This window comes from Variovorax sp. J2L1-78, from assembly GCF_030317205.1.
Taxonomy (GTDB): domain Bacteria; phylum Pseudomonadota; class Gammaproteobacteria; order Burkholderiales; family Burkholderiaceae_C; genus Variovorax; species Variovorax arabinosiphilus.
Map to the genome: position 1 here is coordinate 999,676 of NZ_JASZYB010000001.1, position 26,098 is coordinate 1,025,773.

Annotated in this window: 24 protein-coding genes; 10 read left to right on the top strand and 14 right to left on the bottom strand. The window is 67.4% G+C overall.

Annotated elements, in window-relative coordinates; translation table 11 throughout:
* Window positions 1-268: 268 nt before the first annotated feature.
* Together QTH86_RS04845 and QTH86_RS04850 are read right to left on the bottom strand one after the other, a co-directional pair.
* Complete coding sequence (locus QTH86_RS04845) at window positions 269-1,108, bottom strand: AraC family transcriptional regulator (RefSeq protein ID WP_286645792.1); 840 nt, start codon at window positions 1,106-1,108, stop codon at window positions 269-271.
* 56 nt (window positions 1,109-1,164) lie between these two features.
* Entirely contained in the window at window positions 1,165-2,157 is a 993-nt protein-coding gene (locus QTH86_RS04850) for an asparaginase (RefSeq protein ID WP_286645791.1), read from the bottom strand.
* Window positions 2,158-2,227: 70 nt separating this feature from the next.
* Here QTH86_RS04850 and lexA point away from each other — a divergent pair, with 70 nt between their 5' ends.
* The 3 genes from lexA (at window position 2,228) to QTH86_RS04865 (ending at window position 4,503) form a co-directional block, all read left to right on the top strand.
* Complete coding sequence (lexA, locus tag QTH86_RS04855) at window positions 2,228-2,902, top strand: transcriptional repressor LexA (protein WP_262075409.1); 675 nt, start codon at window positions 2,228-2,230, stop codon at window positions 2,900-2,902.
* A gap of 111 nt (window positions 2,903-3,013) precedes the next feature.
* Window positions 3,014-3,376 (top strand): hypothetical protein, encoded by a 363-nt coding sequence (locus QTH86_RS04860; RefSeq protein ID WP_286645790.1) that lies wholly within the window; start codon window positions 3,014-3,016, stop codon window positions 3,374-3,376.
* A gap of 119 nt (window positions 3,377-3,495) precedes the next feature.
* A complete protein-coding gene (locus tag QTH86_RS04865) occupies window positions 3,496-4,503 on the top strand; it encodes a D-2-hydroxyacid dehydrogenase family protein (RefSeq protein ID WP_286645789.1) in 1,008 nt (335 codons plus the stop codon).
* A 16-nt stretch (window positions 4,504-4,519) separates the two neighbouring features.
* Here QTH86_RS04865 and QTH86_RS04870 read toward each other — a convergent pair whose 3' ends face one another.
* Complete coding sequence (locus tag QTH86_RS04870) at window positions 4,520-6,781, bottom strand: type IV pilus assembly protein FimV (protein WP_286645788.1); 2,262 nt, start codon at window positions 6,779-6,781, stop codon at window positions 4,520-4,522.
* Window positions 6,782-6,884: 103 nt separating this feature from the next.
* On the opposite strand from QTH86_RS04870, the gene QTH86_RS04875 reads away from it, so the two are divergent.
* Genes QTH86_RS04875 through QTH86_RS04895 form a run of 5 tightly spaced genes read left to right on the top strand, consistent with a single transcriptional unit; the run spans window position 6,885 to window position 12,411 of the window.
* On the top strand, window positions 6,885-8,405 hold the full coding sequence (locus QTH86_RS04875) for a 3-hydroxyacyl-CoA dehydrogenase (protein WP_286645787.1): 1,521 nt from the start codon (window positions 6,885-6,887) through the stop codon (window positions 8,403-8,405).
* Between the two features lie 13 nt (window positions 8,406-8,418).
* Window positions 8,419-9,198 (top strand): oxepin-CoA hydrolase, alternative type, encoded by a 780-nt coding sequence (locus QTH86_RS04880; protein WP_286645786.1) that lies wholly within the window; start codon window positions 8,419-8,421, stop codon window positions 9,196-9,198.
* A 59-nt stretch (window positions 9,199-9,257) separates the two neighbouring features.
* On the top strand, window positions 9,258-9,977 hold the full coding sequence (locus QTH86_RS04885) for a Crp/Fnr family transcriptional regulator (RefSeq protein ID WP_286645785.1): 720 nt from the start codon (window positions 9,258-9,260) through the stop codon (window positions 9,975-9,977).
* Between the two features lie 16 nt (window positions 9,978-9,993).
* The gene (locus QTH86_RS04890; RefSeq protein ID WP_286645784.1) at window positions 9,994-11,082 is read left to right on the top strand and encodes a phosphotransferase; all 1,089 of its coding nucleotides are present in this window, start codon (window positions 9,994-9,996) and stop codon (window positions 11,080-11,082) included.
* A 57-nt stretch (window positions 11,083-11,139) separates the two neighbouring features.
* Window positions 11,140-12,411: an acyl-CoA dehydrogenase family protein gene (locus QTH86_RS04895; protein ID WP_286645783.1), complete on the top strand. Its 1,272-nt coding sequence runs from the start codon at window positions 11,140-11,142 to the stop codon at window positions 12,409-12,411.
* Window positions 12,412-12,496: 85 nt separating this feature from the next.
* On the opposite strand, the gene QTH86_RS04900 is transcribed toward QTH86_RS04895, so the two are convergent.
* The 6 genes from QTH86_RS04900 to QTH86_RS04925 all read right to left on the bottom strand — a co-directional run bounded on the left by QTH86_RS04900 (window position 12,497) and on the right by QTH86_RS04925 (window position 18,530).
* Entirely contained in the window at window positions 12,497-12,961 is a 465-nt protein-coding gene (locus tag QTH86_RS04900) for a GNAT family N-acetyltransferase (RefSeq protein ID WP_286646763.1), read from the bottom strand.
* A gap of 11 nt (window positions 12,962-12,972) precedes the next feature.
* Complete coding sequence (locus QTH86_RS04905; protein ID WP_286645782.1) at window positions 12,973-13,521, bottom strand: MOSC domain-containing protein; 549 nt, start codon at window positions 13,519-13,521, stop codon at window positions 12,973-12,975.
* Window positions 13,521-14,849, bottom strand: a complete 1,329-nt coding sequence (gene glmM, locus QTH86_RS04910) for a phosphoglucosamine mutase (protein ID WP_286645781.1) — start codon at window positions 14,847-14,849, stop codon at window positions 13,521-13,523. Before glmM ends, QTH86_RS04905 begins: the two co-directional genes overlap by 1 nt.
* On the bottom strand, window positions 14,846-15,718 hold the full coding sequence (gene folP / locus QTH86_RS04915) for a dihydropteroate synthase (protein WP_286645780.1): 873 nt from the start codon (window positions 15,716-15,718) through the stop codon (window positions 14,846-14,848). The genes glmM and folP overlap by 4 nt, the downstream gene beginning before the upstream one ends.
* A gap of 62 nt (window positions 15,719-15,780) precedes the next feature.
* The gene (gene ftsH, locus QTH86_RS04920) at window positions 15,781-17,697 is read right to left on the bottom strand and encodes an ATP-dependent zinc metalloprotease FtsH (protein ID WP_286645779.1); all 1,917 of its coding nucleotides are present in this window, start codon (window positions 17,695-17,697) and stop codon (window positions 15,781-15,783) included.
* Between the two features lie 164 nt (window positions 17,698-17,861).
* The gene (locus QTH86_RS04925; protein WP_286645778.1) at window positions 17,862-18,530 is read right to left on the bottom strand and encodes an RlmE family RNA methyltransferase; all 669 of its coding nucleotides are present in this window, start codon (window positions 18,528-18,530) and stop codon (window positions 17,862-17,864) included.
* Window positions 18,531-18,580: 50 nt separating this feature from the next.
* Here QTH86_RS04925 and QTH86_RS04930 point away from each other — a divergent pair, with 50 nt between their 5' ends.
* Window positions 18,581-19,060, top strand: coding sequence for a YhbY family RNA-binding protein (locus tag QTH86_RS04930; protein ID WP_286645777.1), 480 nt, complete (start codon window positions 18,581-18,583; stop codon window positions 19,058-19,060).
* Window positions 19,060-19,824, top strand: a complete 765-nt coding sequence (locus QTH86_RS04935) for a glycosyltransferase (RefSeq protein WP_286645776.1) — start codon at window positions 19,060-19,062, stop codon at window positions 19,822-19,824. Before QTH86_RS04930 ends, QTH86_RS04935 begins: the two co-directional genes overlap by 1 nt.
* On the opposite strand, the gene QTH86_RS04940 is transcribed toward QTH86_RS04935, so the two are convergent.
* From QTH86_RS04940 to carA, 5 genes are all read right to left on the bottom strand, one after another.
* Window positions 19,825-20,241 carry a DUF4149 domain-containing protein gene (locus QTH86_RS04940; RefSeq protein ID WP_286645775.1) on the bottom strand — a complete coding sequence of 139 codons (417 nt, stop codon included), beginning with the start codon at window positions 20,239-20,241 and terminating at the stop codon, window positions 19,825-19,827.
* 7 nt (window positions 20,242-20,248) lie between these two features.
* Complete coding sequence (greA, locus tag QTH86_RS04945; protein ID WP_286645774.1) at window positions 20,249-20,725, bottom strand: transcription elongation factor GreA; 477 nt, start codon at window positions 20,723-20,725, stop codon at window positions 20,249-20,251.
* Window positions 20,726-20,792: 67 nt separating this feature from the next.
* Window positions 20,793-21,662 carry a Kdo hydroxylase KdoO gene (kdoO, locus tag QTH86_RS04950; RefSeq protein ID WP_286645773.1) on the bottom strand — a complete coding sequence of 290 codons (870 nt, stop codon included), beginning with the start codon at window positions 21,660-21,662 and terminating at the stop codon, window positions 20,793-20,795.
* Between the two features lie 8 nt (window positions 21,663-21,670).
* A complete protein-coding gene (gene carB, locus QTH86_RS04955; RefSeq protein WP_286645772.1) occupies window positions 21,671-24,898 on the bottom strand; it encodes a carbamoyl-phosphate synthase large subunit in 3,228 nt (1,075 codons plus the stop codon).
* Window positions 24,891-26,075: a glutamine-hydrolyzing carbamoyl-phosphate synthase small subunit gene (gene carA, locus QTH86_RS04960; RefSeq protein ID WP_286645771.1), complete on the bottom strand. Its 1,185-nt coding sequence runs from the start codon at window positions 26,073-26,075 to the stop codon at window positions 24,891-24,893. The genes carB and carA overlap by 8 nt, the downstream gene beginning before the upstream one ends.
* Window positions 26,076-26,098: the final 23 nt, after the last annotated feature.

Here is a 26,098-nt window from a genome sequence, read left to right on the forward strand (position 1 = left end):
CCGAGTCTTCATCGGCCGTGTCGGCTGGTTTATTTCTGCGAATCAAAATCAGCGGGAAAAACCCCGTCAATTGCTGTGCATGGGTCGAAGCCATTTCGCTGCACTGTAGGCAGCGCGGGGGCGCCCGTATTGGCAAAAATTTGCGGCGCCCACGGACGTCCCAGCGAGATTCGGCGTCATCGCGGGCCCGGCAGGCGCGAAGAAGCAGGACGCTCTCGGCGCACGGCCCTGAGGCAAAGGCCTGGGAAACGGCTTGGGACAAGGCCTCTCAGCGCATCCGGGCGCGGACGTACTGAAGAGGCGTCATGCCGAAGGTGCGTTTGAAATGCCTGGTGAGGGCGCTCTGGTCGTAGAAACCGCTCGCGATCGCCGCTTCGATCAGCGGCCGACCCGCCGCGAGGTGAACGATCGCCGCCCTGAGGCGCAGTTGCGTCAGGTACGTATGGGGCGTCAGTCCGATCGTCCGGTTGAACGCCCCGATCAGCTGGAACGGCGTCAGGTCGGCGATCGCCGCCATCTGTTCGAGGGTCAACCGTTCCGTGAAGGCGTCGCGCAGCAGTTCCAGCACCGGCGCTAGGACGCGAGCCTCCGCAGGTGCCGGCAGCACGCGCTGCCCGGGCTGTGCGTGGTTCTGGAAGAGCGTTCCGAAGCTGTGAACGAACAGCTCCTGCTGCCGCAGGGGGTCGCACGGTGCGCTGTTTCCATCGAGGGCGCGATGGAGTTCCAGAAAGCTGGCGATGAGCGCTTCATCGCAAACAGTGTTCGACCCGAAGTACCGGGTGTGATCGATCCCCAGGGTGGTCATCAGGTGCCGGATGCCCGGCTCGGCCAGATAGAAGGACCGGTACCGCCAACGGGCGCTGCCGCCCATGCGACCCGAATGGGGTTCGGCCGGGTTGAACACGAGGAGCGCTTGTGGATGGGCCATGCCCGTTCGGCCGCGGCTCTTGAATTCCGAGCCTCCGGCTTCGGTCAGCGCGATCACGAAGGAATGGTGCACGTGCGGCGCATAGTCGTGCGTCGTGAAGTCCGCGTGCAGCATGTCCATGCCCGGCAGGTCGGGAACGTGCCAGTAGCGTGAGGTATTCAGAGGGTCCAGCTTGGCCAAACAAAAACCTCCGTGGGGATCGGTCGCGGCAGCGCTTCCCGCTCAGCACGCAGTCGTCAGTGCGCGCGTGCCACCAGCAACTCCAGGATCAGCGCGACGCGCGCCTTCACCGGCGTGAGCGCACCGGCGTCGCGAATCGCCGCGCCGGAGGTGCCCACGATGCGTCCCTGTGCGCAACGCGTGGCGCGCAACACCGCGATGCCCGCCGCCTGTGCGCGCAGGGCCGCGGTCTCGATCGTGTGGTGCAGCGTGCCATTGCCCGTCGCCGCCAGCACGAGGCCGTCGACCGCGTGGGCACCGCCGGACCGCCGTGCCTGCACGAGCGCATCGATGAGCAGCCCCTGCGCGCCTGCGTGGCTGGTCAGGATCTCGACCCGTGGCCACGCAAACGGTTCGGTCGCGATGACGGCGTCGAGGCGTGCCGCCGAAGCGCCCTGCGGCTCGGGCCACGCACGGAGCGCACGGAGGGCGCCCTCCTCCATATAGCCCAGCGGCCCGGCGTCGCCCGAATCGAAGGCGTCCAAGCGGTAGGTGTGCACCTTCTGCACGTCGAGCGACCGATGGACCGCGCCGGCGCAGACCACTGTCACGCCCGTCGCGCCCGGCCAGGCCGCGAGGCTGATCGCGTCGCGCAGGTTCTGCGGGCCATCGGGCACCAGTGCACTCGCCGGCCGCATCGCGCAGGTGAGCACCACCGGCTTGACGGGGCTCAGCACGGACTGCAGGAAGAACGCGGTTTCCTCCAGCGTGTCGGTGCCGTGCGTGATGACGAGGCCACCCACATCGTCGCGCGCCAGCGCCTCGGCGCAGCGGGCTGCGAGCGCCTGCCAGACCTCGAAGTCCATGTCCTTGCTGTCCAGCTGCGCGACCTGCTCGGCCCACACCGGCAGGCCCGGCGGCGGATCGAGCCCCTGCAGCAGGACATCGACACCGACCTCGCCTGCCGTGTAGCCGACGTTGTCGGCGGCGGACGCCGCCCGTCCGGCGATCGTGCCGCCCGTGCCCAGGACCAGCACGCCGAGCGCGCCCGGGTTGCTTTTGTTCACCATGTCTTGCAAAGTCCAGGAAACTGTTTAAAAATACAGGTACTGGATATGCAACCAGCACCAAGGAGTTCACATGCAGTTCGCCGTCAAGCTTACCGCCCGTCAGCAGCAGATTCTGGACTTGATCCGCAGCACCATCGCGCAGACCGGTGCGCCGCCGACGCGTGCCGAAATCGCGGCCGAACTGGGCTTCAAATCGGCCAATGCGGCGGAAGAACACCTGCAGGCGCTGGCACGCAAGGGCGCGATCGAACTGCTCAGCGGCACCTCCCGCGGCATTCGGCTCAAGGGCGACGCGCTGCGTTCGCTCAACGAGTCGCGCGACAACCAGTTCTCGCTCTCGCTGCCGGGCATGGCCCAGCTGGCGTTGCCGCTGGTGGGCCGCGTGGCGGCGGGTTCGCCGATCCTCGCGCAGGAGCATGTGGACCAGACCTACTACGTCGAGAACACCTTGTTCCAGCATCAGCCGGACTACCTGCTCAAGGTGCGCGGCATGTCGATGCGCGATGCCGGCATCATGGACGGCGACCTGCTGGCCGTTCAGTCGACCAAGGAAGCGCGCAACGGCCAGATCGTGGTCGCGCGCCTGGGCGACGAAGTGACCGTCAAGCGCCTCAAACGCAACAAGCAGGTGATCGAGCTGCATGCCGAGAACCCCGACTACCCGACCATCGTGGTCCAGCCCGGCGAGCCCTTCGAGATCGAAGGCCTGGCCGTCGGGCTGATCCGCAACACCATGTTGATGTAACGCATCGCAAGGGCTGCGACAGGTGGCGGGCGTATGGCAATCAGGCCATCACCCTGGCGCAGTCCCATCAAGCAATCCTGCCTGTGTTCAACCTCTGACCTTGGAGTTCGCATGGGAATCGTTCTGCTCACTTTCGTCGATCTGCTCACCCCGCTGCAGTCGCTCGCCCACCGCTGGATGCCGGAGCGCCGCGTGCGCCGCGACGTCAGTTTCGACGCCCACGCCGACCTGCGCTATGTGGCCGTACGACCAGCCTGCGCGCAGCGCGCTGGCACCACCACCCCGGGGCACGCGCATCCACCGGTGGCGGCGCGTCCGCTGCGCGTGGTCCGCACGGTCGACGCGCAACAGCCGGACCGGCGCGCCGGCCGTGTCGTGATCTCCGGCCGGATGGCGGACGTGTGTGCCGAACTCGACCGCCTCGCGGCACTCGAGGCGGCCGACACCGTGCGCGGCGCGCGTCCGCTGCACTGACCCGCATTCGGGCGCGCACCTGCAAGCGCGCCCTGCAGAGGCCTTGATCTCTGGCATGTGGCGCGCACCACGGCGCGCCGCTGCGGGCTTTCGCACGGCGCGAGGCACAATGGCACGCCATGAACATTGTGATCCTCGACGACTACCAGGACGCGGTGCGCAAGTTGCAATGCGCCGCCAAACTCGATGCCTACGCGGCGAAGGTCTATACCAACACGGTCAAGGGCATCGGCCAACTGTCGGTGCGCTTGAAAGACGCCGACGTGATCGTCCTGATCCGCGAGCGCAGCCAGATTTCCCGCCAGCTGATCGAGAAGCTGCCCAAGCTCAAGCTCATTTCCCAGACCGGCCGGGTCGGCAAGCACATCGACGTCACCGCCTGCACCGAACAGGGCATCGCGGTGGCCGAGGGCAGCGGCTCGCCGCTTGCGCCGGCCGAGCTGACGTGGGCGCTGATCATGGCGGCGATGCGGCGGCTTCCGCAGTACATCAGCAACCTCAAGCACGGCGCGTGGCAGCAGTCCGGCCTCAAGTCGGCCTCGATGCCGCCGAACTTCGGACTGGGCTCGGTGCTCAAGGGCAAGACGCTGTGCATCTGGGGTTACGGCCGCATCGGGCAGCTGGTGGCGCGCTACGGCCAGGCCTTCGGCATGCAGGTGGTGATCTGGGGCCGCGAACAGAGCCGTGACCTCGCCCGGTCCGACGGCTTCCAGGTCGCGCCGAGCCGCGAGGCCTTCTTCGCCGCCGCCGACGTCCTCACGGTGCATCTGCGCATGAACGACGACACGCGCGGCATCGTCACGCTGGAAGACCTGTCGCGAATGAAGCCGACCGCCCTGTTCGTGAACACCTCGCGTGCCGAGCTGGTCGAGCCCGACGCCCTTCTGGCCGCCCTCAACCGTGGCCGGCCCGGGATCGCGGCGATCGACGTGTTCGAAAGCGAACCGCCCTTGCAGGGTCACGCGCTGCTGCGTCTGGAGAACTGCATCTGCACGCCGCACATCGGCTATGTCGAGCAGGACAGCTACGAGATGTACTTCGGCCAGGCCTTCGACAACGTGGTGAGCTTCATCAAGGGCAATCCCACCAACATCGTGAACCCCGGCGCCCTGCAGGTTCGACGCTGAGGGCGTCGCTGCGGCTTTAACGCCGACGGCGCGGCCGGGGCGCGATCTCGGCCTCGATGGCCGGATCGAACAGCTCCAGATCGAGCCGCAATTCGGGCAGCGGCATGTCGTCGGTGGTCGGCGGCGAGGACGGGCGCTTCTCCAGCTCGAGTTCCGCCGGCAGGGTTTCGAGCGTCTCGAGCGAGGTGTTGTCGAAGGCCATGGCGGCGCTCTGATCGGGGTGCTCCTGCCGCTCGTTCACCGACATCGGGCGCGTCTGCGGTTCTTCCTCGTGCGATGAGGTCGACGTCGAGGCCGCCGGGCGTGCGCTGGCCGCGCCAGGGTGCGCGGCGATGACCGTGTCGTGCGACAGCGTCTCGTCGATGGCGCCATACAGCGACGGCAGCGGCGCGTTGGGCGCGTTGTGATCACTGCCGGTCAAGCCGAGCTGCGCGGTCGCGCGGTCCAGGTCGGCCGGCCGGGTCGGCTCGAGCTTCGCTTCGTGCGTGTCGAGAAAGGACAACGGCGTGACCGGCGTCGGCGGTGCGCTGTCGGGGTCGATCACTTCCTTGGCGACCGAGTACAGCAACAGCAGCTCGCGGTACGCGGCGAGGTCGAAGCTTTCGTCGCCGCGCGTGCCGGGCTTGCGGAACACCAGTTCCTCGATGAGGGCCAGTGTGCCCTGCCGTGGCCACTGGGCTTCGATACGCGCCAGGGTCGAGCGGTAGTGCTCGAGGCCGTGACCGACTTCGGAGAAATGCTCGAAGTCCGGCACCGAGGCATTGAACGCCCGTTCGAATTCCTGGCCGACCCGCGCGTAGTCGTCGCGCCGGTCGAGCGCGTGGTAGATGCGCAGCAGGTCGAGGTAGGCCAGTGCGCTGGTTTCCGGGTTGTCGGCGATGTGCTCGCTGAGCACCGCGATCGCCTGCTCATGCTGGCCGAGCGAGAGGAAGAAGTCCGACTGCTGCTGCACGTCGAACAGTTCCTCGGTGTTCACGTAGCGCGCGGGGGCGCTCTCGTCTTCCGGCAGTGGCGGCAGCGTGTCCGGCGACTCGTCCTCGGTGTCGGCTGCGACGAGCGGGGTGCCGAACGGTCCGGTCTTCGGTGCTGCCGAGCGCTCGGCGACCGATGCACCCGCCAGGCCCGTGGACAGCGCGGCGCTCACGGGCGGCAGGGACGGCCCGTCGTCCTTGCCGGTCGTGTCGCCCCACCAGGCGGGACCGGTCGTGCGACGTGCGACACGCCAGAGCATGAAGAGACCGATCAATGCCAGGAGCAGCAGCAGGCAGAGGGCATACACCAGCGGGTTGCGATAGCGGCTGTCGCGCGCCTCGGCCAGCTCGGTGCGCATTTCCAGCAGCAGGCGCTGGTTCTGGGCGCTCTGCTCACGCAGGGCCGCCAGCGTGGCCTCCAGCGCCTTCATGCGTTCGTTGGCACGTTGGAGCTCTTCGGCATTGGCGGCCGCGCTGGCGGCGGCGAGTGCGGCGGACACGGCCGGATCGGGGGCTCCCGCCGAGGCAGCAGCCGATGCCGCCAGTGCGGGATTGCGCGCGGCCGACGGGTCGAGCAGATCGAGTTGCAGACGGGCGCCGCCACTCGCCGACGGCGAACCCGCCGGTGGCACGGTCGGTGCCGCCGCAGTGGCGGCCGGGGGGGGCGCCGGCACCGGTGCCCGTGCCGGCGTGGTTGGGGCGCTGCGGCGCGCCGGTGGGGTGGCACGGGCCGCTGGCGCGCGCGCTTCGCCACGCTCCGCCGAAGCGGCCGGACGGGGCCGGGGGATGGCCGCGCGCTGCGGGGGCGAGGTCGGGGATGCCGCAGAGGCCGCGGATCCACTGCCATCGCCGGTGGCGCGCTGCGGGCGTCGGTTGCTCCGCGTGACCGATGCATCGGTGGTCCCCGATGACGATGCACCCGACGCGCCGGGCAGCACGGGCGCTGCGGTGAGCTCGACCGGCATGTCGGCCAGCAGCACGAACTGGCGGCTCGAACTCGCCTGGCAGCCCGCCCGCACGGTGACCTGCACGACCGGCTCCTCGATCGGCGTGGTCGACCGGATGTGGATGCGGGTCTGGCCAGGTCGGCCTCCCGGTTCGAGCGATACAGTCACGCGTCGATCGTCCGCCCGCACGCCGCCCTGGACCATCTCGGCCTCGGCGCACAGCGAATCGCCGCCCTCGCCTTCGGCCAGCGTCAGTGGCACGACGAGGTCGAGCGGCCGCCCGATCCAGACCGCACCTTGCGGCTGTCCGAGCGTCAGTGCGAGAGAGGGAACGGCGAACCCGAGTAAAAACAGGGGCACTGCGCGACGGAGGAGTTGCAAGATGGACCCGAAAGGCAACCTAAAGTAAACACATTCTGACACGATTGTCTTTTAGCTTTTTACATACCTGAGCATTTAACAAATGACTGTGAATTTTTCCAAGGTGGCGGTGGTCGGTGCAGGGGCCATGGGCCGCGGCATCGCCCAGATCGCCGTGCAGGCAGGCAGCGACGTGCGGCTGTTCGACAGCTTCGACGGCGCCGCCGTCCGGGGGCGTGAGGCGGTCGTCGCGCAGTGGCAGAAGCTGCACGAGAAGGGCAAGTTCGATGCGGCGCAGCTGCAGGCGTGGTCCGAAAGACTGGTGGCCGTCGGCGCGCTGGCCGATCTGGCGGATTGCGATCTGGTGGTCGAAGCCGTGGTGGAAGACATGCAGGTCAAGCGTACGCTCTTCCGCGACCTGGAGGGCCTCGTCGGCACCGCCGCGACGCTTGCAACCAACACCTCGTCGCTGTCCGTCACGGCGATCGCGGCCGGCATGGCGCACCCGGAACGCCTGGCGGGCTTCCACTTCTTCAATCCCGTGCCGCTCATGAAGGTGGTCGAGGTCGTCGCCGGCTTCAAGACCGCCCCGGCGGTGTGCGAGCGGCTGGCTGGCTATGCACGCCAGATGGGCCACAGCGCGGTGCAGGCGCAGGACACGCCCGGCTTCATCGTCAACCACGCGGGCCGCGGCTTCGGCACCGAGGCGCTGCGCATCGTCGGCGAAGGCGTGGCGGACTTCGCGACGATCGACCGCATCCTGAAGGACCAGGCGGGCTTTCGCCTCGGCCCCTTCGAGCTGATGGACCTCACCGCGCTCGACGTGTCGCACCCGGTGATGGAGTCGATCTACCGCCAGTACTACGAAGAGCCGCGCTACCGGCCGAGCGTGATCACGGCGCAGCGGCTCGTGGCCGGCGCGCTGGGCCGCAAGACCGGCGAAGGCTTCTACCGCTATGTCGACGGCGTCGCGCAGGTCGAGGCCGAACCCGCCGCCCCGGTCGTCGACGACCCCATCGCGGTGTGGGTGTCGCCGCGCGCCGCACGGCGGGCCGAACTGCTCAAGCTGATCCACTCGCTCGGCGGCCGGCTCGAGACCGGCGCGGCGCCCTCCTCGGCCGCGCTGATCGTGGTCGCCCCGCTGGGCTTCGACGTGACCACCGTGGCCGCTGTCGAGCGCCTCGACGCCACGCGCACGGTCGGTATCGACCTGATGGTCGACGACGCTGCCACCAAGCGCCGCGTACTCGCCACCAATCCCGCCACACGGCGCGACATGCGCGACATGGCGCACGCGCTCTTCGCCCGCGACGGCAAGGCGGTGAGCGTGATCCGCGACAGCGGCGGCTTCGTCACGCAGCGCGTCATCGGCACCATCGTCAACATCGCGGCCGACATGTGCCAGCAGCGCGTGTGTTCGCCGGCCGACCTCGAGACCGCGGTGCGCCTCGGCCTGGGCTACCCTCAGGGGCCGCTCGCGATGGGAGACCTGTACGGGCCGACCAACATGCTCGAGGTGCTGTTCAACCTGCAGACGGTGTACGGCGACCCGCGCTACCGCCCGAGCCCGTGGCTGCGCCGCCGCGGCGCCCTGGGCCTGAGCCTGATGCACGAAGAAGAATGAGAACGAGACGACCATGACCGCCGAACTCCGAAGCACGACCGAAGGCCGCACGATGGTGCTCACCATCGCCAACCCGTCCCTGCGCAATGCGCTCGACCCCGCGATCTACGCGGCCGGCATCGAGGCGCTGAACGGGGCGGAAAACAGCAGCGAGATCCGCAGCGTCGTGATCGTGGGCGAAGGCGCCTGGTTCTGCGCCGGCGGCTCGCTGCAGCGGCTGCAGGCCAACCGCCAGCAGTCGCCGTCGGTGCAGGCCGAATCGATCGAGGGCCTGCACAACTGGATCGACTCGATCCGCACCTTTCCGAAGCCGGTGATCGCGGCCGTCGAAGGCGCGGCTGCCGGCGCGGGTTTCTCGCTGGCGCTGGCCTGCGACCTGGTGGTGGCGGCGCGCGACGCGGTCTTCGCGGCGTCGTATAGCAACGTCGCGTTGTCGCCCGATGGCGGCATGAGCTGGCACCTGGCCCAGGCGCTGCCGCGGCAACTGGCGAGCGAATGGCTGATGGGCGGCGAGCGCATCGCCGCGGCGCGCCTGCACGCGCTCGGCCTGGTCAACGAACTGGCCGACAGTGGCCAGGCGCTGACCACCGCGCTGCAGCTGGCTGCACGGCTCGACGCGAAAGCGCCCAACGCGCTCGCAAGCATCAAGGAGCTGCTCAACGAGGCACGCGGTGCCACGCTGCCCGCGCAGCTCACGCAGGAACGCGACCACTTCGTGCGCAACCTGCATCACGCCAACGCGGGCATCGGCATCGCGGCCTTCCTCGCGAAAGAAACGCCGCGCTACGAGTGACGCCGCGCGTCGCTCCCGAGACACCTCTGCAGCCCCCCAGTCGCCGACAGGACAGCCCCATGGACGAGCCCATTCTTACCATCGACGAACGCGAAGCGATCAACAGCGGTCGCTGGTTCTCATCCCTCTCACCCTCGCTGCGGCACGACATCCTCCGATGCGCATTTGTCAGACGTCACAAGGACGGCGACCTCCTGGCCGCCCGCGGCGATCCGCCCGAAGGATGGATCGCGTGCGCCAAGGGCGCGGTGCGCGTGAGCTCGACGACGGTGTCGGGCAAGCAGGTCACGCTGACCTACGTCGAGCCCGGCATCTGGTTCGGCGATGTGGCGATGTTCGACGGGGACCGTCGTACGCACGATGCCTATGCCCACGGCGACACCACCACGCTCAACGTGGCCCGTGCGGATTTCCAGAAGATTCTCGCCACGCACGTGGAGCTGTACGAAGCGCTGATGCGCCTGCAGGCACGCCGCATCCGCCAGCTGTTCGGGCTGGTGGAAGACCTCAACACCCTCCCCTTGCGGGCCCGGCTCGCCAAACAGCTGACGCACCTGGTGCGCAGCTACGGTGTGCCCAGCCTGGCCGACGGCAGCCAGCTGCGCATCGGCCTGCATCTGGCGCAGGAAGAACTCGCGCAGCTGCTCGGTGCGTCGCGGCAGCGGGTCAACCAGGAACTCAAGGCGATGGAGCGCGAGAACGTGCTGCGTATCGAACCGGGTGGCCTGGTGGTGCTCGACCGTGCCGCCCTCATGCGCATCGCGGAGGCCGACCTCTAACCCGTCGTTGCCGCCCATGACCCAGGACTTCAGCAGCTTCATCGGAACGCGCGCTGTCGCGCCGCAACACAGCGTCGATGTCGACGCGCTGACGAGGTGGCTCGACGCCCACCTCGACGGCTTCCAGGGTCCGCTCACGGTCGAGATGTTCAAGGGCGGGCAGTCCAACCCGACCTACAAGCTCATCACGCCCGGTCAGAGCTACGTGATGCGCGCCAAGCCGGGTCCGGTGGCCAAGCTGCTGCCCTCGGCCCACGCGATCGAGCGTGAATTCAAGGTGATGCGCGGGCTCGACGGCACCGACGTGCCGGTGCCGCGCATGCTGTGCCTCTGCGAAGACGAATCCGTCATCGGGCGCGCCTTCTATGTCATGGAGTTCAAAAGCGGCCGGGTGCTGTGGGACCAGTCCCTGCCCGGCATGGACAGGGCCGAGCGCGGTGCGATCTACGACGAGCTCAACCGCGTGATCGCCGCCCTGCACACGGTGAAGTTCGCCGAGCGCGGACTGACCGACTACGGCAAGCCCGGCAACTACTTCGAGCGCCAGATCGGCCGCTGGAGCAAACAGTACGTGGCGTCGGTCACGCAGCCCATCCCCGAGATGGACCGCCTGATGGACTGGCTGCCGGCCCACATCCCGGCGACCGCCCGCGACGCGTCGATGACCTCGGTCGTGCATGGCGACTACCGGCTGGACAACGTGATGTTCCACCCCACCGAGCCGCGCGCCATCGCCGTGCTCGACTGGGAGCTGTCGACGCTCGGCCATCCGCTGGCCGACTTCAGCTACCACTGCATGGCCTGGCACATCCCGCCGGGGGCCTTCCGCGGGCTGGGCGGCGTCGACGTGGCGAGCCTCGGCATCCCCACCGAGGCCGCGTACATCCGCCGGTACTGCGAACGCACCGGCATCACCACGCCTGAGGCGCTGGCGCCCGACTGGAATTTCTACCTCGCCTACAACCTGTTCCGCATCGCCGCCATCCTGCAGGGCATCGCGAAACGGGTTGAGGCCGGCACCGCGTCGAGCGAACAGGCGGTGGCATCGGGCCGCGGCGCACGGCCGATGGCGGAGATGGCCTGGGCCTTCGCACAGAAGGCTTGAGCCAGCACACCGCGCCCCGCAGCGCCACACGATCGACCCCTCACCCAAGGAGACACCATGGATTTCGAATATTCGGCCAAGACCAAGGCATTGCAGGCGCGCGTCAGCGCCTTCATGGACGACCACATCTACCCGAACGAAGCGGCCTGCACCACCGAGCTCGCGGCCAACACCGTCGCCGGCAAGCGCTGGACGCCGCTGCAGACCATCGAGAAGCTCAAGGCGAAGGCCAAGGCGGACGGCCTCTGGAACCTGTTCCTACCGGTCGACAGCGCCGAACACTCGGGCTACAAGGGCGCAGGCCTCACCAACCAGGAATACGCGCCGCTCGCCGAGATCATGGGCCGTGTGCCGTGGGCCAGCGAGGTCTTCAACTGCTCGGCGCCCGACACCGGCAACATGGAGACGATCGCCCGCTACGGTTCCGACAAGATCAAGGCGCGCTGGCTCAAGCCGCTGCTCGAAGGCGAGATCCGCTCAGCCTTCGCCATGACCGAGCCGGACGTGGCCTCGAGCGATGCGACCAACATCGAGACGCGCATCGAACGCCAGGGCGACGACTACGTGATCAACGGCCGCAAGTGGTGGATCTCCGGCGCGGCCGACCCGCGCTGCGCGGTCTTCATCACCATGGGCAAGAGCAACCCCGATGCACCACGCCACTCGCAGCAGAGCATGGTGATCGTGCCGGCCAACGCCAAGGGCATTCGCATCGTGCGGCCGCTCAACGTGATGGGTTACGACGACGCGCCGCACGGCCACGTCGAGATGTTCTTCGAGAACGTGCGGGTCCCGGTCGACAACATCCTGCTGGGCGAAGGCCGCGGCTTCGAGATCGCCCAGGGCCGCCTCGGCCCGGGACGCATCCACCATTGCATGCGCCTGATTGGCCTGGCCGAACGCGCACTCGAACTGATGTGCCGGCGCGCCTCCTCGCGCGTCGCCTTCGGCAAGACCGTGGCCTCGCAGACGGTGACCCAGGAACGCATCGCCGAGGCGCGCTGCAAGATCGACATGGCGCGCCTGCTCACGCTCAAGGCCGCCTGGCTGATGGACGTGGCCGGCAACAAGGTTGCCAAGAACGAGATCGCGATGATCAAGGTGGTCGCGCCCAGCATGGCCTGCCAGGTGATCGACTGGGCCATGCAGGTGCACGGCGGCGGCGGCATGTGCGACGACTTCCCGCTGGCCTTCGCGTATGCGCATGCGCGCACGCTGCGCTTCGCGGACGGCCCGGACGAAGTGCACCGCAATGCGATCGCCAAGTGGGAACTCGGCCGCTACGCGGTCGACAAGAAGGACATCGATCCGCCCGTCACGCGCTTCTGAGCGCCCCCAGGGCCGGGCTGCGCCCAGCCCGCCCCCGTGGGGGCTCAAGCAAAGCGGCAGAGCCACAGTGGCTTGAGAGCGCGCGCTACAGCTTCTTCTGCAGGAACATCGCCGCGCCGAAGGCCGGGTCGAGCTGGTAGCCGGCAAAGCCTTCGCGCTCGTAGGCGCGCAGCGCCGGGGCGTTACCCTGCAGCACCTCGAGCGTGAGCTTGCAGGCGCCGCGCGCCACCGCCTCCTCTTCGACGCGCGCCAGCATCCGTTGCGTGATGCGCTGGCCACGGTGGCTCTGCAGGACGACCACGTCGTGCACATTGACCAGCGGCCGGCAGGCGAAGGTGGAAAAGCCTTCGATGCAGTTCACCAGCCCGACCGGCTGCGGGCCGTCGAACGCGATCACGCTGAACGCTTGCGGACGGGCCGCGAGTGCGGTCGGCAATCCGGCCAGCACCGCGTCCGTCAACGGTGTGCCGCCGCCGGCCGGGTCGCGGGCGTACGCGTCGAGCAGGTCGACCAGGGCACGTGCATGCGCCGGGTTGCCGTAGTCGGCCATCACGATATCGATCACACGGGCTCCAGCGGTCTGGCCTTGCCGGCCGGAAGGTCGATGCGGATCGCGTCACCTGCTTGTACCGTACCGCCCTGCAGCACGATCGCCATGACACCGACCTTGCGCACCAGGCGCCCGTCGGCATCGTGCGCCAGCGTCGCGGCCATCAAGCCGGCCTGGAAACGGTCGATCTGGCTGCAGGGGTTGCGCAGGCCGGTCAGCTCGACGATGGCCTCGTCGCCCAGGTGCAGCCGCGTGCCGGTGGGCAGTCCGAGCAGGTCGACGCCGTGCGTCGTGATGTTCTCGCCCAGTTCGCCGGGCCAGACCGCGAAACCGGCGGCCATCAGCTCATCGAAGAGCTCGGCGTGGAGCAGGTGCACCTGACGCAGGTTGGGCGCCTGGGGGTTCCGGGCGACGCGGGATCGGTGCTTCACCGTGGTGCCGGCATGCGCATCGCCTTCCACGCCGAGTCCGGCGACCAGCCGGATCGCCGGTTCGGTGAACTTGGAAAAGCTGTGCAGCTTGCTGGCATGCACCGCACGCACCGACGGCGACGAGGTCATCACTGCAAGGTCGCGGCCAGACGACGCGCGCACGCTTCGGCCTGCGCCGCATCGCGCGCCTCGACCATCACGCGCACCAGCGGTTCGGTACCGCTCGCGCGAATGAGCACGCGACCGGCGTCGCCGAGTTCGGCTTCGGCGCGCTGGGTCTCGGCCTTCAGCGCAGCGTTGGATTGCCAGTCCTGGCCTTCGCGCAGCCGCACATTGATCAAGGTTTGCGGAAAAAGGGTGACGTCGGCCAGCAATTCGCCGACCGTCTTGTCACTGCGCTGGCACGCCTGCAGCACCTGCAGGGCGCTCACGATACCGTCGCCGGTGGTGTGGCGGTCGAGCGCCAGCAGGTGGCCGGAGCCTTCGCCGCCCAGCAGCCAGCCCCGCTTCTCGAGTTCCTCGAGCACGTAGCGGTCACCGACCTTGGCGCGGACGAACTCGATGCCCTGCCGGCGCAGCGCCACCTCGACCGCCTTGTTGGTCATCAGGGTGCCGACCACGCCCTGCGGCTTCTCGCCGCGCGCGACGCGCTCCCGCACCATCAGGTAGAGCAGTTCGTCGCCGTTGAAGAGCCGGCCGTCGGCATCGACCAGTTGAAGACGGTCGGCGTCGCCGTCGAGCGCGATGCCGTAGTCGGCGCCCTTGGCCTTCACCGCCTCGATCAGCGCCTGCGGATGCGTCGCCCCGACGTCCTGGTTGATGTTGAGCCCGTCCGGTGCGCAGCCGATGCTGCTCACCTCGGCGCCCAGTTCGTGGAACACGTTGGGCGCCACCTGGTAGGCCGCGCCGTGCGCCGCGTCGACCACCAGCTTGAGCCCGCGCAGGCTCAGGTCGTGGGCGAAGGTGCTCTTGCAGAATTCGATGTAGCGGCCGGCCGCGTCGCTCAGCCGGCGCGCCTTGCCCAGCTGCGCGGAATCGGCCCACACGGGCGCCTCTTCCAGCGCCGCCTCGACCGCGAGTTCCCACTCGTCGCTGAGCTTGGTGCCCTGGGCGCTGAAGAACTTGATGCCGTTGTCGGGAAAGGCGTTGTGGCTGGCGCTGATGACGACGCCGAGGCTGGCCCGTTGCGCGCGCGTGAGGTAGGCCACACCCGGTGTCGGCAGCGGGCCGAGCAGCACGACGTCGACGCCTGCGGAATTGAAGCCCGACTCGAGCGCCGACTCCAGCATGTAGCCCGAGATGCGCGTGTCCTTGCCGATCAGCACGGTCGGTCGTTTCTCGGTCTTCTTGAGTACGCGCCCCACGGCATGCGCCAGGCGCAGCACGAAGTCCGGTGTGATGGGCGGCTGGCCGACCGTGCCACGGATGCCGTCGGTGCCGAAATACTGTCGTGTCATGTCGTTGTTTTTTCTTGCAGGGAGTCTTGTTGTTCCGAGGCGCGCATCGTCCGCCAGACAGCCAGCGCCGCGACGGTGTCGCGCACATCATGCACGCGCACGACGGCCGCCCCGCGCTCCACGGCCAGCAGCGCCGCCGCCACGCTCGGCACCATCCGCGCACCGGCCACCTCGATGCCGGTGGCCGCACCGAGCGACGACTTGCGGGACCACCCGGCCAGCACCGGATAGCCCGCAGCGAGCAGCTCGCGCTGCCGCGCCAGCAAGGCGAAATTCTGCGCCACCGTTTTGCCGAAGCCGATGCCGGGATCGAGCACGATGCGTGAGGACTCAACCTGCAGTTCGCGCAGCGCGTTGGCTCGTTCCATCAGGAATTTGGCAACCACGGGCACCACGTCGCCCGCCATGGGCGCCGCCTGCATCGTCTGCGGGTCGCGGTGCATGTGCATCAGGCAAACGCCGCAGGACGGGTGCTGCGCCACGGCCGCCAGCGCGCCCGGTTGGCGCAGTGCCCAGATGTCGTTGACGATGTCGGCGCCGAGGTCCAGCACGGCGCGCATTACCTCGGGCTTGTAGGTGTCGATCGACAGCGGCACGCCCAGCCGCACGGCCTCGCGTACCACGGGCATCACACGCGCAAGCTCGTCGTCCAGCGAGACGGCAGGGCTGCCGGGCCGCGTGGATTCGCCGCCGATGTCGAGGATGTCCGCGCCTTGCCGCAGCAGTTCTTCGCAATGCTGCAGCGCTGCCCTCGTCGAGGCATGGGCACCGCCGTCCGAGAAGGAGTCGGGCGTCACGTTGACGATGCCCATCACCTGGGGCCGTGCCAGATCGATCAGGAACCGGCTGGTGCGCCAGGTGCTCGTCATCGCGCCGCTCCAAGAAAAAACGGGGCCCAAGGCCCCGTTGATCTGCACCCTTGCATCGGTGCTCAGGCGGCGGTGGGCGCCGGGTCAGGGTTGACCGCCGGCGTGCCGCCGCTGCCGCCACTGTTCGACGGCGGAATGCGCGGCGTCCAGTCCTTCGGCGGACGCGGTTCGCGACCGGCCATGATGTCGTCGAGCTGGTCCGAATCGATGGTCTCCCATTCGAGCAGGGCCTTGGCCATGGCGTGCATCTTGTCGCTGTTCTCTTCGATGAGACGCCGGGCCAGGTTGTACTGCTCGTCGATGATGCGGCGCACTTCGCTGTCGACCTTTTCCATGGTCTGTTCGCTCATGTTCGTCGTCTTGGTGACCGAGCGGCCGAGGAACACTTCGCCTTCGTTCTCGGCATAGACCATCGGGCCCAGCGCGTCGGTCATGCCGTAGCGGGTGACCATGTCGCGAGCGATGGAGGTCGCGCGTTCGAAGTCGTTGCTCGCGCCGGTGGTCATCTGGTGCATGAACACTTCTTCGGCGATGCGGCCACCGAACAGCATGCTGATCTGATTGAGCATGTACTCGCGGTCGTAGCTGTAGCGGTCCTGCGCCGGCAGGCTCATGGTCACGCCCAGCGCACGGCCGCGCGGGATGATGGTGACCTTGTGCACCGGATCGCACTTGGGCAGCAGCTTGCCGATGAGGGCGTGGCCGGACTCATGGTAGGCCGTGTTGCGGCGCTCTTCCTCGGGCATGACCATGCTCTTGCGCTCGGGGCCCATGAAGATCTTGTCCTTGGCCTTCTCGAAGTCCTGCATCTCGACCACACGCGCATTGCGGCGAGCGGCCATCAGCGCGGCTTCGTTGCAGAGATTGGCCAGGTCGGCACCCGACATGCCCGGCGTGCCACGCGCGATCACGCTGGGGTTCACGTCCTGGCCCAGCGGCACCTTGCGCATGTGCACGGCCAGGATCTGTTCGCGGCCGCGGATGTCCGGCAGCGTCACATACACCTGGCGGTCGAAACGGCCGGGGCGCAGCAAGGCGGCGTCGAGGATGTCCGGACGGTTCGTCGCGGCCACGACGATCACGCCGAGGTTGGTCTCGAAGCCGTCCATCTCGACCAGCATCTGGTTGAGCGTCTGCTCGCGCTCGTCGTTGCCGCCGCCGAGACCGGCGCCACGCTGGCGACCGACCGCATCGATTTCGTCGATGAAGATGATGCAGGGCGCGTTCTTCTTGGCGTTCTCGAACATGTCGCGCACGCGGGCCGCGCCCACGCCGACGAACATCTCGACGAAATCCGAACCGGAAATCGAGAAGAACGGCACCTTGGCCTCGCCAGCGATCGACTTGGCCAGCAGCGTCTTACCGGTGCCGGGCGGCCCGACCAACAGCAGCCCGCGGGGGATGCGGCCACCCAGCTTCTGGAAGCGGGCCGGGTCCTTCAGGAAGTCGACGACCTCCTTGACTTCTTCCTTGGCCTCGTCGCAACCGGCGACATCGGCGAAGGTGACGGTGTTGGTGTTCTCGTCGAGCATGCGCGCCTTGCTCTTGCCGAAGCTGAACGCCCCGCCCTTGCCGCCGCCTTGCATCTGTCGCATGAAGTAGACCCACACGCCGATCAGCAGCAGCATCGGCCCCCAGCTGACCAGCAAGGTCATGAGGAGCGAGCCCTCTTCGCGCGGCTTGACGTCGAACTTGACGTTGTTGGCGATCAGGTCACCGACCAACCCGCGGTCGAGGTAGGTGGCGGTGGTGCGGATGCGGCGATCGTCATTGGTGATCGCGACGATCTCGCTGCCGCCCTGGCCTTCCTGGATCGTGGCGCTCTTGATGCGGTTACCACGAACTTCCTCGAGGAAGTCGGAGTAGCCGATGTTGCCGGCGCCAGCGACACCGCGGGTGTCGAACTGCTTGAACACAGTGAACAACACCATCGCGATGACAAGCCAGACGGCAACCTTGGAAAACCACTGATTGTTCAAACGAAGCTCCAGTCAAAAGCGCGTGACAGCGAAATGAAAATTCGCCCAGGTCACGCAATTGATGCCCATTTTAGGCTTTTCAAGCTGCGAAACCGCGTGATTTCCCTCAAGCAGCCACAGCATGGGCGAGGGTTTCCTGCGCACAGCGGCAGAGACAACCGGTATCAATGGGTGTCAGCGCCTCGCAGGCCGACGCCCACCAGGAAGGTTTCGGACGATTTATCGCGCGATGCCTTCGGTTTGAAGGGCTTCGCCACCCGGAAGTTCTCCTTGAACAGCTGGGTCAGTTCGGCATAGCCGGCGCCATGGAACACCTTCGCGACGAGCGCGCCCTCGGGCTTGAGATGCTGGCGCGCAAAGTCGATGGCCAATTCGACCAGATGGCTGATCCGCGCCGCATCGGCGGAGGCGATGCCCGAGAGATTCGGCGCCATGTCCGACACGACCACATCGACCTTGCGACCGGCCAGGACTTCTTCCAGGCGAGCGAGCACCTCGTCCTCCCGGAAATCCCCTTGCAGGAAGGTGACGCCTTCGATCGGCTCCATGGGCAGAAGGTCGAGCGCGATGATGGTGCCGTGCAGCGTTCCGGCCGCGGCGCCACCGGGGGACAGGCGCCGCCGGGCGTACTGGCTCCAGGCGCCGGGGGTGGACCCAAGGTCGACCACCACGTGCCCCGGCTTGATCAGACCGAGCGTCTCGTCGATCTCCTTGAGCTTGTACGCAGCGCGCGCCCGGTAGCCCTCCCGGGTCGCCAGTTTGACCCAGGGATCGTTGATATGGTCGTGCAGCCAGGCCTTGTTGACCTTCTTGCCGGTTGTTTTGGTGCTCATCGGCGGGGTCGTACTCGGTTCGCTGGGCGGGGGTTCGCGATAATACGGCTATGACAGCCATTCAACTTACCCCTGCGCAGCGCAAGGTGCACCGCGCCGAAGCCCATCACCTCGATCCGATCGTCATGGTCGGTGGCGACGGGCTCACCCCGGCTGTCAAGAAAGAGGCCGACGCCGCACTCAAGGCGCACGGCCTGATCAAGATCCGGGTCTTCTCGGATGACCGCGTGGCCCGCGAGGCCATGCTGACGACGCTGGCCGACGAGCTCGGCGCCGCGCCGATCCAGCACATCGGCAAGCTGCTGGTGCTCTGGCGCCCCAAGCCCGAGAAGGTCAAGGACGTCGACGAAGACCGCATGCCCGGTCCACGCGACGTGAAGATCGTCAAGTACAGCAAGCGCTTCGGTCAGCGCCCCGAAATCAAGACGCTGCGCGTGCTGGGCAACCAGCGCCTCACGCCCGGCGGCACCATCAAGCGCGCCAAGCCGAAGCGCCCCCTGTCGGCCAAGAAGCGCAACCAGGCGGACTGATGCCGACCCGCCAGGCCGCAGGGCGGCAGCGCCACATCCTCTGCATGAAGTGGGGCACGAAGTACGGCCCCGACTACGTCAATCGTCTCTATGCGATGGTGCGTCGGCATCTGACCGGCGACTTCAACTTCGTCTGCCTGACCGACGATGCGAAGGGCATTCGCAGCGAGGTGCAGTGCCTGCCCATCCCGCCGCTCGACCTGGACGTGCCCGCGGGGCAGCCGGACCGCGCGTGGAAGAAGCTGACCACCTTCGAACGTGACCTGCACGGGCTGCGCGGCACCGCCCTCTTCCTCGACCTCGACGTGGTCGTGGTCGGCGGCCTCGATGTGTTCTTCGAGCAGCCGGGCGACTTCCTGATCATCCACGACTACGCCCGGCCGTGGCGCACGGAGCGCATCACCGGCAACTCGTCGGTCTATCGCTTCGAGCTGGGCGCGCATGCCGACGTGCTGGCGTACTTCCGCGCCCACATGGACAAGGTGCAGGCGGAGTTCCGCAACGAACAGGCCTACCTGTCGGACTTCCTGCACGCCCAAGGCAAGCTGCAGTACTGGCCCGACGCCTGGTGCCCGAGCTTCAAGTACCACGGCATCCCGACCTGGCCGACCAACTACTGGCAGGAGCCTTTCGTGCCGGAGGGCGCGCGCGTGATGGTGTTCCACGGCGAATGCAACCCGCCCGATGCCCTGGCCGGGCGACGCAACCGGGCCTTCCGGTTCATCCGCCCCGCGCGCTGGATCGCGAAGTACTGGACGGCCTGATCAGGCGCCGGTGCGGCGCCCCATGCGCCACAGCAGCGCGCCCGCGCAGGCCCACTGCGCCAGGTACATGCCGCTGCCGGCGGCATGCCAGAACTTGAGGTTGTCGCGCGCCAGGATGCGCGGCGCCGCGACGTACTGCTGAAGGAGCGCAAGCAGCAGCGCCGCCAGGACCAGGCCGATGGCCATGCGAGTCGCTGCATCGAAGCCGGCATCGGCCTTCTGTCGGAAATGGATCAGGAGGATCAGCCCGCAGGCGATCGCGATCCAGCTCTGCGCTTCGAACAACTGGCCGGCGAAATTGCCGGCGACCGCCGGGTTGCCGAGGCGGGCGAACAGCATCGGCACCACCAGAAAACCGATGGTGCTCAGGCTGCCCCACCAGAAGGCGGCGAGCAAGAGCGCGACGCGGTCCTTCATCGCAGGCTCACAGGTACTTGACCGCGACGATCTCGTAGTTCTTCACGCCACCCGGCGCCTGCACCGCAGCGGTGTCGCCCTCTTCCTTGCCGATGAGCGCACGCGCGATCGGGCTGGAGATGTTGATGAGGCCCTGCTTCAGGTCGGCCTCGTCCTCGCCGACGATCTGGTAGGTCACGGCTTCGCCGCTGCTTTCCTCTTCAAGCTCGACGGTCGCACCGAACACCACCTTGCCGCCAGCGTCGAGCGCAGTCGGGTCGATGATCTGCGCGGCCGACAGCTTGCCTTCGATTTCCTGGATGCGGCCTTCGATGAAGCCCTGGCGGTCCTTGGCGACCTCGTACTCGGCGTTCTCGCTCAGGTCGCCCTGGGCGCGCGCCTCGGAGATCGCATTGATCACCCAGGGGCGATCGACCGTCTTGAGGCGGTGCAGTTCTTCGCGCAGCTTTTCGGCGCCGCGCTTGGTCACGGGAATGGTGTTCATGTTCTGTTGCTCCAGAAAACGAAACCGCCGAACGCTGCCGTTCGGCGGTGCATGGGGGAGAGAAGGATCAGACGAGTGTACGTCCGGTCAGCCGGCTCAGGATGGCGAGCGGGCTCGAGTCAGGATTGTATTGCCTGGCCGCCGGCAGGTGCAGCGTCTGTTCCAGCATGTACTGGCCCGACATCACGGCATGCGAGGTCTGGTCGGAAAAGCACACCCAGACCGAGCCGGCCGGGAACGGAACCGTCTGCTGCGGGCCGTTCTGCTGGTAGTCGAGGTCCGACTTCATGGCGTCGTGCAGCTGCAGCATCAGGTGGTCGTACTCGCTGCGCAGCGACTTGGTCACGCGCAGCGCGCGCAGGGCCTTCGCCTGCCAGCGCGAATACGGTTTGGCGCGCGGCAGGAAGCGCTTGGCGACCGTCTCGAAGGGCTCGCCCACGCGCCAGACGCGCGGCACGCCGTCGGGGTTGGCGTTGGTGAACACCCGCAGGATGCGCTCGCCGTAGTTGGGCCGCGACGGAAAGGCGTCGACATGCATGCGCTTGTCGTCGGCGCGCCAGGATTGCACCCGCGTCTCCACCTGCGCCGGCCGATAGCTCGTCGGCGCCAGGCGCAAGGCCGGCGTGTAGTGCGGGAGCAGGCCGTGGATGAGCTGCGTGGCCTGCGCGCGAAAGCGCCCGACCATCGCCGCCGTGGCGCGCTGCACCGCCTCGTCGCCGGCCACGCCCTTGAGCGTGCCCGACGCATCGAGGCTGATGTTGCGCACCTTCGGTGCCAGCAGGCTCGGCGTCAGCAGGCCGCGCTCTTCCGGCCGCAGCTCGAAGCCGAGCTTCGGGAAATACAGCACCTTGCCGGCTTCGAGGGCGGCGATCCAGTCGTCGTTCGGCGTGGCCGCAACCCAGTCGGCCAGGTCGAGTTCGACGAGCTGCGTTTCCACCGCCGACCTCAGGCCTGCGCCAGTTGCGCGTGCATCTCCTGCACCGAGATCACGCTGAGCTCGTCCATGTGGCGCATGCCTTCGACGGCCGCCTCCGCCCCGAAGATGGTGGTGATGGTGGTCACGCGCGCGGCCAGCGACGACGTGCGGATCAGCCGCGAATCGGTGATCGCGTTGCGGCGCTCTTCCACAGTGTTGATGACCATGGCGATCTCGTTGTTCTTGATCATGTCCACGATGTGCGGCCGGCCTTCGGTCACCTTGTTCACCGTGTCGCAGGCAATGCCCGCGGCGGCGATGGCAGCGGCGGTGCCCTTGGTCGCGATCAGCTCGAAGCCCAGATTGGCCAGGCCACGCGCGACTTCCACCGCACGCGCCTTGTCGTTGTTCTTCACCGAGATGAAGACCTTGCCCGACTTCGGCAGGATGGTTCCGGCACCCAGTTGCGACTTCACGAAGGCTTCGCCGAAGGTCTTGCCCACGCCCATCACCTCGCCGGTCGACTTCATCTCGGGGCCGAGGATGGTGTCCACGCCCGGGAACTTGACGAAGGGAAACACGGCCTCCTTCACGCTGAAGTACGGCGGCGTCACTTCCTTCGTGATGCCCTGCGATTGGAGCGACTGGCCGGCCATGCAACGCGCCGCCACCTTGGCCAACTGGATGCCGGTGGCCTTGCTCACGTAGGGCACGGTGCGGGAGGCTCGCGGGTTCACTTCGAGCACGTAGATGACGTCCTGGCCATCCTTCTGCTGGATCGCGAACTGCACGTTCATCAGGCCGACCACGTTCAGCGCTTCGGCCATCGCCGCGCTCTGGCGCTTGAGTTCGGCGATCGTTTCTGCGCTGAGGCTGTAGGGCGGCAGCGAGCAGGCCGAATCGCCCGAGTGCACGCCGGCCTGTTCGATGTGTTCCATCACGCCACCGATCAGCGTGCCGCCTTCGGCATCGCGGATGCAGTCGACGTCGCACTCGACCGCGTCGTTGAGGAAGCGGTCGAGCAGCACCGGCGAATCGTTGCTCACCTTGACCGCTTCGCGCATGTAGCGTTCCAGGTCACGCTGCTCGTGCACGATTTCCATGGCGCGGCCACCGAGCACGTAGCTCGGGCGCACGACCAGCGGATAGCCCAGCGCGGCGGCCTTCTCGAGCGCTTCGGGCTCGGCGCGCGCCGTCGCGTTCGGCGGCTGGCGCAGGCCGAGCTTGTGCAGCAGTTGCTGGAAACGTTCGCGGTCTTCCGCGGCGTCGATCATGTCCGGCGAAGTGCCGATGATCGGCACGCCGTTGGCTTCGAGGTCGAGCGCGAGCTTGAGCGGCGTCTGGCCGCCGTACTGCACGATCACGCCGAGCGGCTTTTCCTTGTCGACGATCTCGAGCACGTCCTCGAGCGTCAGCGGCTCGAAGTACAGGCGGTCGCTGGTGTCGTAGTCGGTCGACACGGTCTCCGGATTGCAGTTGACCATGATGGTCTCGTAGCCGTCTTCGCGCATGGCGAGTGCGGCGTGCACGCAGCAGTAGTCGAACTCGATGCCCTGGCCGATGCGGTTGGGGCCGCCGCCGAGCACCATGATCTTCTTCCTGTCCGTCGGGTCGGCCTCGCACTCGTCCTCGTAGGTCGAGTACATGTAGGCGGTGTTGGTCGCGAACTCGGCCGCACAGGTGTCCACGCGCTTGTAGACCGGGCGCACGCCCAGGGCGCGCCGCTTCTCGCGGATGGCGGTGTCGGTGGTCTTGAGCTGACGCGCCAGACGGCGGTCGGAGAAGCCCTTCTTCTTGAGCGCGAGCAGCGTGTCCTTGTCGATCTCGTCGAGCGACTTGGTTTCCAGCTCGAGCTCGATCTTCACGATCTCCTCAATTTGCACCAGGAACCACGGGTCGATCTTGGTCAGCGCGAAGACTTCGTCGACGGAGAGGCCCATGGCGAAGGCATCGCCCACGTACCAAATGCGCTCGGGGCCGGGTTCGCCCAGTTCCTTCTCGAGCACCTCGCGGTCTTGCGTCTTCTCGTTCAGGCCGTCGACGCCGACCTCGAGGCCGCGCAGGGCCTTCTGGAACGATTCCTGGAAGGTGCGGCCCATGGCCATCACCTCGCCCACCGACTTCATCTGCGTCGTCAGGCGCGAATCGGCCTGCGGGAATTTTTCGAAGGCGAAACGCGGGATCTTGGTGACCACGTAGTCGATCGACGGCTCGAACGACGCCGGCGTGGCGCCGCCCGTGATGTCGTTGCGCAGTTCGTCGAGCGTGTAGCCCACGGCCAGCTTGGCCGCGACCTTGGCGATCGGGAACCCGGTGGCCTTCGAGGCCAGCGCCGACGAGCGCGATACGCGCGGGTTCATCTCGATGACGACCATGCGGCCGTCCTTCGGGTTGATCGAGAACTGGACGTTCGAGCCGCCGGTATCGACGCCGATCTCGCGCAGCACGGCCAGCGAGGCATTGCGCAGGATCTGGTATTCCTTGTCGGAAAGCGTCTGGGCCGGCGCGACCGTGATCGAGTCGCCAGTGTGCACGCCCATCGGGTCGAGGTTCTCGATCGAGCAGACGATGATGCAGTTGTCCGCCGTGTCGCGGACCACTTCCATCTCGTATTCCTTCCAGCCGAGCAGCGACTCTTCGATCAGCAGCTCATTGGTCGGCGAGGCTTCGAGGCCGCGCTTGCAGATGGTCTCGAACTCCTCCGGGTTGTAGGCGATGCCGCCGCCGGTGCCGCCGAGCGTGAAGCTCGGGCGGATCACGGTCGGGAAGCCGACGGTCTTCTGCACCGCCCAGGCCTCGTCCATCGAATGGGCGATGCCCGAGCGCGCCGAGCCCAGGCCGATCTTGGTCATCGCGTCCTTGAACTTCAGGCGGTCCTCGGCCTTGTCGATGGCCTCGGGCTTGGCGCCGATCAGCTCGACCTTGTACTTGTCGAGCACGCCGTGGCGCCACAGGTCGAGCGCGCAGTTCAGCGCGGTCTGGCCGCCCATGGTCGGCAGGATCGCGTCGGGACGCTCCTTGGCGATGATCTTCTCGACCGTCTGCCAGGTGATCGGCTCGATGTAGGTCACGTCGGCCGTGGCCGGGTCGGTCATGATCGTCGCGGGGTTGCTGTTGATCAGGATGACCTTGTAGCCCTCCTCGCGCAGCGCCTTGCAGGCCTGGACGCCCGAGTAGTCGAACTCGCAGGCCTGGCCGATGATGATCGGGCCGGCGCCGATGATGAGGATGCTCTTGAGATCTGTGCGCTTAGGCATTCTTGTTTCCTGCTTTGTGCTTTTCCATCAATGCCGTGAAGCGATCGAACAGGTAGCCGATGTCGTGCGGGCCGGGCGAGGCTTCCGGGTGGCCCTGGAAGCAGAAGGCCGGCTTGTCGGTGCGGGCCAGGCCCTGCAGCGTGTTGTCGAACAGGCTGATGTGCGTGGGGCGCAGCGTGGCGGGCAGCGACTTCTCGTCGACCGCAAAACCGTGGTTCTGGCTGGTGATGCTCACACGGCCGTTGTCCAGGTCCTTCACCGGATGGTTCGCGCCGTGGTGGCCGAACTTCATCTTGAAGGTCTTCGCACCCGAGGCGAGCGCCATGATCTGGTGGCCCAGGCAGATGCCGAAGGTCGGGATGCCGGTCTCGATCAGCTCGCGCGTGGCGGCGATCGCGTAGTCGCACGGCTCCGGGTCGCCCGGGCCGTTGGCCAGGAAGATGCCGTCGGGCTTGAGCTTGAGCACGTCGGCAGCGGGCGTCTGCGCCGGCACCACCGTGATGCGCGCGCCGCGCTGGGCGATCATGCGCAAAATGTTCTTCTTGACGCCGTAGTCGAAGGCGACCACATGGAACTTCGGCGTGATCTGCACGCCGTAGCCCGAACCCAGCTTCCACTCGGTCTGGTTCCATTCGTAGGTCTGCTGCACCGACACCACCTTGGCGAGGTCCAGCCCGGCCATGTTCGGCGCGGCCTTGGCGGCGGCGATCGCCTTGTCGATCAGCGCCTGAGACACCGCCTCACCCGCGGCCAGCCCCAGGATGCAACCGTTCTGCGCGCCGTTCGTGCGCAGGTGGCGGGTCAGCTTGCGGGTGTCGATGTTGGCGATGGCGACCGTGTTGCCACGCGCCAGGTACTCGCTGAGCGTGGCGGTATGGCGGAAATTCGACGCCAGGAGCGGCAGATCCTTGATGATCAGACCGGCAGCATGGATCTTGTCGGCCTCGATGTCCTCCTCGTTGACGCCGTAGTTGCCGATGTGCGGATACGTGAGGGTCACGATCTGCTGGCAGTAGCTCGGGTCGGTGAGGATTTCCTGGTAGCCGGTCATGGCGGTGTTGAACACTACTTCGCCGGCGGTGGAGCCGGTGGCTCCGATCGAGTTGCCGAGAAAGACCGTGCCGTCTGCGAGCGCCAGGATGGCGGGAGGGAAGGCTCCCTGAAGAGACAAAAGCACTGGGTTCTCCGGATGGATGACGC

Excerpts from the sequence above, each read along its gene's own strand:
- QTH86_RS04935 (WP_286645776.1), top strand. The coding sequence starts at position 19,060 with ATGCCGACCCGCCAGGCCGCAGGGCGGCAGCGCCACATCCTCTGCATG.
- QTH86_RS04895 (WP_286645783.1), top strand. The coding sequence starts at position 11,140 with ATGGATTTCGAATATTCGGCCAAGACCAAGGCATTGCAGGCGCGCGTC.
- QTH86_RS04860 (WP_286645790.1), top strand. The coding sequence starts at position 3,014 with ATGGGAATCGTTCTGCTCACTTTCGTCGATCTGCTCACCCCGCTGCAG.
- QTH86_RS04880 (WP_286645786.1), top strand. The coding sequence starts at position 8,419 with ATGACCGCCGAACTCCGAAGCACGACCGAAGGCCGCACGATGGTGCTC.
- QTH86_RS04890 (WP_286645784.1), top strand. The coding sequence starts at position 9,994 with ATGACCCAGGACTTCAGCAGCTTCATCGGAACGCGCGCTGTCGCGCCG.
- QTH86_RS04900 (WP_286646763.1), bottom strand. The coding sequence starts at position 12,961 with ATGGCCGACTACGGCAACCCGGCGCATGCACGTGCCCTGGTCGACCTG.
- QTH86_RS04850 (WP_286645791.1), bottom strand. The coding sequence starts at position 2,157 with ATGGTGAACAAAAGCAACCCGGGCGCGCTCGGCGTGCTGGTCCTGGGC.
- lexA (WP_262075409.1), top strand. The coding sequence starts at position 2,228 with ATGCAGTTCGCCGTCAAGCTTACCGCCCGTCAGCAGCAGATTCTGGAC.
- folP (WP_286645780.1), bottom strand. The coding sequence starts at position 15,718 with ATGACGAGCACCTGGCGCACCAGCCGGTTCCTGATCGATCTGGCACGG.
- QTH86_RS04885 (WP_286645785.1), top strand. The coding sequence starts at position 9,258 with ATGGACGAGCCCATTCTTACCATCGACGAACGCGAAGCGATCAACAGC.
- QTH86_RS04940 (WP_286645775.1), bottom strand. The coding sequence starts at position 20,241 with ATGAAGGACCGCGTCGCGCTCTTGCTCGCCGCCTTCTGGTGGGGCAGC.
- QTH86_RS04865 (WP_286645789.1), top strand. The coding sequence starts at position 3,496 with ATGAACATTGTGATCCTCGACGACTACCAGGACGCGGTGCGCAAGTTG.
- QTH86_RS04875 (WP_286645787.1), top strand. The coding sequence starts at position 6,885 with ATGACTGTGAATTTTTCCAAGGTGGCGGTGGTCGGTGCAGGGGCCATG.
- QTH86_RS04905 (WP_286645782.1), bottom strand. The coding sequence starts at position 13,521 with ATGACCTCGTCGCCGTCGGTGCGTGCGGTGCATGCCAGCAAGCTGCAC.
- carB (WP_286645772.1), bottom strand. The coding sequence starts at position 24,898 with ATGCCTAAGCGCACAGATCTCAAGAGCATCCTCATCATCGGCGCCGGC.
- glmM (WP_286645781.1), bottom strand. The coding sequence starts at position 14,849 with ATGACACGACAGTATTTCGGCACCGACGGCATCCGTGGCACGGTCGGC.
- QTH86_RS04930 (WP_286645777.1), top strand. The coding sequence starts at position 18,581 with ATGACAGCCATTCAACTTACCCCTGCGCAGCGCAAGGTGCACCGCGCC.
- greA (WP_286645774.1), bottom strand. The coding sequence starts at position 20,725 with ATGAACACCATTCCCGTGACCAAGCGCGGCGCCGAAAAGCTGCGCGAA.
- QTH86_RS04925 (WP_286645778.1), bottom strand. The coding sequence starts at position 18,530 with ATGAGCACCAAAACAACCGGCAAGAAGGTCAACAAGGCCTGGCTGCAC.